Annotated in this window: 4 protein-coding genes; all 4 read right to left on the bottom strand. The window is 72.5% G+C overall.

The window, feature by feature from the left end; translation table 11 throughout:
- Nucleotides 1-1,719, bottom strand: a 1,719-nt coding sequence (locus RT309_RS13800; protein WP_313357956.1) for a DUF3488 and transglutaminase-like domain-containing protein, incomplete at its 3' end; no start/stop codon positions are given.
- Nucleotides 1,712-2,896 (bottom strand): DUF58 domain-containing protein, encoded by a 1,185-nt coding sequence (locus RT309_RS13795; protein WP_313357954.1) that lies wholly within the window; start codon nucleotides 2,894-2,896, stop codon nucleotides 1,712-1,714. The genes RT309_RS13800 and RT309_RS13795, both read right to left, overlap by 8 nt.
- Before the next feature lie 7 nt (nucleotides 2,897-2,903).
- Nucleotides 2,904-3,878 (bottom strand): AAA family ATPase, encoded by a 975-nt coding sequence (locus RT309_RS13790; RefSeq protein WP_313357952.1) that lies wholly within the window; start codon nucleotides 3,876-3,878, stop codon nucleotides 2,904-2,906.
- A gap of 99 nt (nucleotides 3,879-3,977) precedes the next feature.
- The coding region (locus RT309_RS13785; protein WP_313357950.1) for a hypothetical protein at nucleotides 3,978-4,565 on the bottom strand (588 nt) is incomplete at its 5' end.

Below are 4,565 nucleotides of genomic sequence, written 5' to 3'. Positions count from 1 at the left end.
GCCGCCCGTCGGCGCGGCCGACGGCGCCGCTGTGGGCGCGTCGGAAGCGGTCGGCGACCCGGTGTCGCCATCGCCGCCCGCTCCCGCGGCGGGGGTGAACTCGGTCGGCGTTCCGAGCGTCGCGGTCGGCTCGAACGGCACCCAGCCGATGCCCCGGAAGTACACCTCGGGCCACGAGTGCAGCTTGTCGCTCGTGACGGAGTACACGCGCTGCTCGCCCCGCTTCTCGTCGGTCGCGGTGCCCGGCAGATACCCGACGACGATGCGGACGGGCATGTCGAGGGTCTGCGCCATCAGAGCGAAGGCGCCGGCGAAGTGGATGCAGTATCCGCTGCGCACCTCGAGGAAGGTCGCCACGGCGTCGGCACCGGTGCCGTCGAAGCCGTCGTCGACCGGCGCGTCGAGCGAGTACGCGAACTCCGAGCGGAACCAGTTCTGCAGGGCGAGCAGCCGGTCGTAGTCCGTGTCGGCGCCGGCGGTGACCTCGCGAGCGAGGTCGCCGATGATCTCCGGGAGGCCGTCCGCGGGCGCCGCGACGAGCTCCGCACCCCCGGCGGAACTCGCCCTGATCTGCTCGAGGCTCGGTGACGGGGTCGCCATCTGCACGGTGTAGTCGGCGCCGGCGGCATCCCGAGTCGAGCTGATCACGGTGCGGTTCAGCGGCATCGCCTGCCAGCCTCGCGGCAGCCCGCTGATCTCTTCGGCGGCGTACGGCACGGGCAGCCGGGAGCTCGAGATCCCCACGACCCGGATCGAGACCTCGTGCTCGACCGTCTCGATGTCGTCCGTCCACGGGCGGTCGCCGAAGCCGTCCTCCACGGGGTTGCGGTCGGAGCGGTCCGGACGCCAGACCTCTCCGTCGAACCTCGACAGCGTCGCGAGCCGCAGGTAGGGCGGGGCGGCGGCCGAGGTGACGACGCTCAGCGCCTGGGTCTCGTTGGGACGGCGCAGGTCGTCTCCCAGTCGCAGGTCGGCGTTGACCGTCGACAGCTGCCCGTTCCCCCCGGCGGTGGCGCTCAGAGGCAGAACGGGAGACACGACGACGGTCGCGGCGATCGCCGCGGCGCCGATGAGCCCGGCGGCCACGAAGGGCGAATGGCGGATGGCGTCGCGATCATGCCTGGCGCCGAAACGCAGGACGATCAGGATGATCACCGCCTGCAGCACGAACCACCCCAGGTTCACCGAGCCGAAGCTGAGCAGCATCGGCCCGGCGCCCACGATCGAGGTGAAGAGCACGGTCAGCACGATCAGCCGATGAGCGAGCAGGTGGTCGAGAAGCAGGGCGACCAGCGCGAACGCCAGTCCCATCGTCGTCGTCATCGACACCGTCGCATCGATCGGCGCGACGCCGTTCGAGATCTCGTCGACCGCGCGCTGCAGGCGCAGGACGGTCAGCTCCAGACTCGCCGCGGTGGGCACGATACCCAGATCGGCGGCCTCGCTCGCCAGCAGGTTCGTGAGCACCAGGGTGAGAGCGGCCAGCTGCAGCAGCAGGGTGAGAAGAGACCGGATGCCGTCCTGCGCCCTGCGCAGGAGCCGCCTGCCCACCATGCCCGCCGCGGCGACGGTGGCGATGATCACCACGACCGCGAACGTCCACGCGCCCGCCGCGATCACCCCGGTGTACGGCCACATCGCGACGAGAGCGGCGACCGCGGCCAGCGCCCCGGGCCCTACGACTCCGGGCCTCGGCACGATGCTCGAGGATTCAGCCACGGGGAGCCCTCGCTCGCGGCATCGCAGCCTCCCACACGTCCGCCGGATCCGCTGTCGCGGACAGCGCGGCGACGTTCCAGCCGCGATCGGCGGCGACGGCGAGAGCCCCTGCATCCGCCCCCGCCGCTATCAGCATCGGCGCCGAAGCGCCCGCCGTGCTCAGACGCGCGGCATCGTCCGCATCGATCGCCCCCGTGATCAGCACCAGCGGGCCCGGGGGTGAGCCGCCGACGATGGCACGCAGGTCGCGCGGCTCGCCGCGAGGCACCACCGTCGCCAGGGCGACCAACAGGGTGTCCCGGTCGTCTTCGTGCCCGCGCAGCGCACCGAGCAGCGAGCCGGCGCTGTCGAACACGTCGACGCTGTATCCGTCCTGCACGAAGCGCAGCGCGGCCGACGCGCACAGCGATACCGCCGTCTCGAACGCAGGGTCGACGCCGTCACCCGGGCGCGCCCAGCGCGACGCCGCACGGTCGAGCACGACGACGGCGTCGGGACTCGCCTCCTCTTCCTCCTGCCGCACCATGAGCGACCCGCGGTGCGCGGTCGCGCGCCAGTGGATGCGCCGCCGGGAGTCGCCCGACAGGTACGCGCGGGGGATGAGGTTGTCGGCCCCCTGCCCGAGCCGCGTCGAGCGCGTCTGCGCCGCCCCGCCCGCCGCTCCCACCTTCGTCGGCAGCGGGACGAGCGCGAGCACCTGCGGCACGACCGTGATCATCCGCGTCTCGCCGAAGGCCTGCACACGCTGCGCGAGACCGAACGGGTCGACCGTGCGCAGCAGCAGCGGACCGAGCGACGCCGTCCCACGGCGCACGCCCTCGAGGTCGTAGTGCAGCAGCCGCGTCTCGCCGGGGTACTCCCCGCCGGCGTCGCCGCGCACCGCCTCGGGAAGGGTGTCGCTCCAGCGGCCGTGCGGGATGCCGGGAGCGTACAGCTCGAAGCGCACGGTGACCTTCGACGTCTCGCCGACCGCGAGCAGATCGGTGGAGATCTGCCGCCATACCTCGCCGCGTCGTCGTGGCGCGCGGACGACGAGCAGCGCGATGAGGGGCAGCACGATGAGCAGCACCCCGACGTACAGCAGGGGGCGGGCGCCCAGCACGTTCGCGGCGACGCACAGCACCACCCCGAGCAGCAGGCACGCCGCTCCTCGGGCGGTCAGCGGACGGGTGCGCATGACGTGCTCAGACGCGTGCGGCGAACGGCACGGGAACCCGCGCGACGATCTGACGCAGCGCGGCCTCGACCGGCTGCGCGCCGGCACGGTGCACACCGCGCGCAGCCAGCAGGCGGTGGGCGAAGACCGGGATGACCAGGTCGGCCATGTCGTCGGGCACCACATAGTCGCGGCCGTCGAGAGCCGCGACCACCTTCGCCGCGCGCACCAGCTGCAGTGTCGCCCGCGGGCTCGCGCCGAGATGCAGGCTCGGATCCTGCCGCGTCGCCTGAGCGAGCGCGACGGCGTACTCCTCCAGCGACTCGGCGACGTGCACGCGGCGCGCCCACGAGATCAGCGCGCGCACCGACGCGGCGTCCGCGACGGGGGAGATGGCGGAGAGCGGGTTCGCGGTGTCGCGCTGGCGGAGCATGAGCGTCTCGGCCGCGGCATCCGGATACCCCATCGAGATGCGCATCATGAACCGATCCCGCTGCGCCTCGGGCAGCGGATACGTGCCCTCCATCTCGAGGGGGTTCTGCGTCGCCACCACGAGGAACGGGTCGGGCAGCGGGTGAGTGGCGCCGTCGACCGTGACCTGATGCTCCTCCATCGCCTCCAGCAGCGCCGACTGGGTCTTCGGCGAGGCGCGGTTGATCTCGTCGGCGATGACGATGTGCGCGAAGATCGCCCCGCGCTTGAACTCGAACTCCCGCTGCACCGGGTCGTACACCGCGACGCCGGTGACATCACCGGGCAGCAGGTCGGGGGTGAACTGGATGCGGCGGACGGTGGCGTCGACGCTTGCGGCCAGCGCTCGGGCGAGCATCGTCTTCCCGACACCCGGCACGTCCTCGATGAGCAGGTGCCCCTCCGCCAGCAGGCACACGAGAGCGTTGCGCACGGCATCCGCCTTGCCGTCGATCACCGACGAGACCGAGGCGACGATGCGCGATGTGTGCTGGGTGAACTGCTCAGCATCAAGCGGTGCGTTCTCGTGCATGCGGGCCCTCTCGTGCGCGACGGTGCGTGTGATGATCGTAACGCCGTCGGAACGGCGCGGACGCCGACTTCGGGCGAGGCCGTGCGGGCGAGCGCGGGATCAGCCCCACACCGACTGCCGCGGGGCGGTGCGTTCGAGCGACCCGCCCTGCGCGCGAGCCGCGCGCAGCACGACCAGGCCATCTGCTCCGTTCAGCTCGATCAGCTCGCCGGGGCCGAGAGTCCGGCGCCAGAGTGCCGCGAAGGCCTCGGCGTCGGCTCGCCGTCGTCCGATCTGCTGAGGCACAGTGAGGTAGGTCGGCTGCCGCACACCGACGCGCAGCACGAACCGCGGAGTCCGCACCGGACCGAAGAGCTCCTGCACCGCATCGGCGAGCACCCGCCGCGCCGGCGGCGGAGCGTCGAACAGCAGTCGCACTCGCGTCGATCCGTCTACGAGAGTCTGCGCGCTCGCCGTCACCGCCTCGTCGGGCAGCACCGCGATCCGCTGCGCCGACTGCAGGGCGTGCGACACGGTCAGCGCCGCGAGGTGATGGATCCGCGCCGGATCGGTGCGGAACCGACGCGCTCGCCGCATGTCCTTGCCGTGCCGGGCGAGCGTGAAGAGCGCTCCGGCGCCCAGCGCCGTGGCCAGACCGCCGAGCCCGGGCAGCTGCAGGTCGAGCGGGCCCGAGGCCAGGGCCAGTGC

Source organism: Microbacterium sp. (genome assembly GCF_032084865.1).
In the GTDB taxonomy this organism is placed as follows: Bacteria; Actinomycetota; Actinomycetes; order Actinomycetales; family Microbacteriaceae; genus Microbacterium.
The sequence above is the reverse complement of the archived record's forward strand: the minus strand, read 5'-3'. Positions and strand labels throughout refer to the sequence as shown.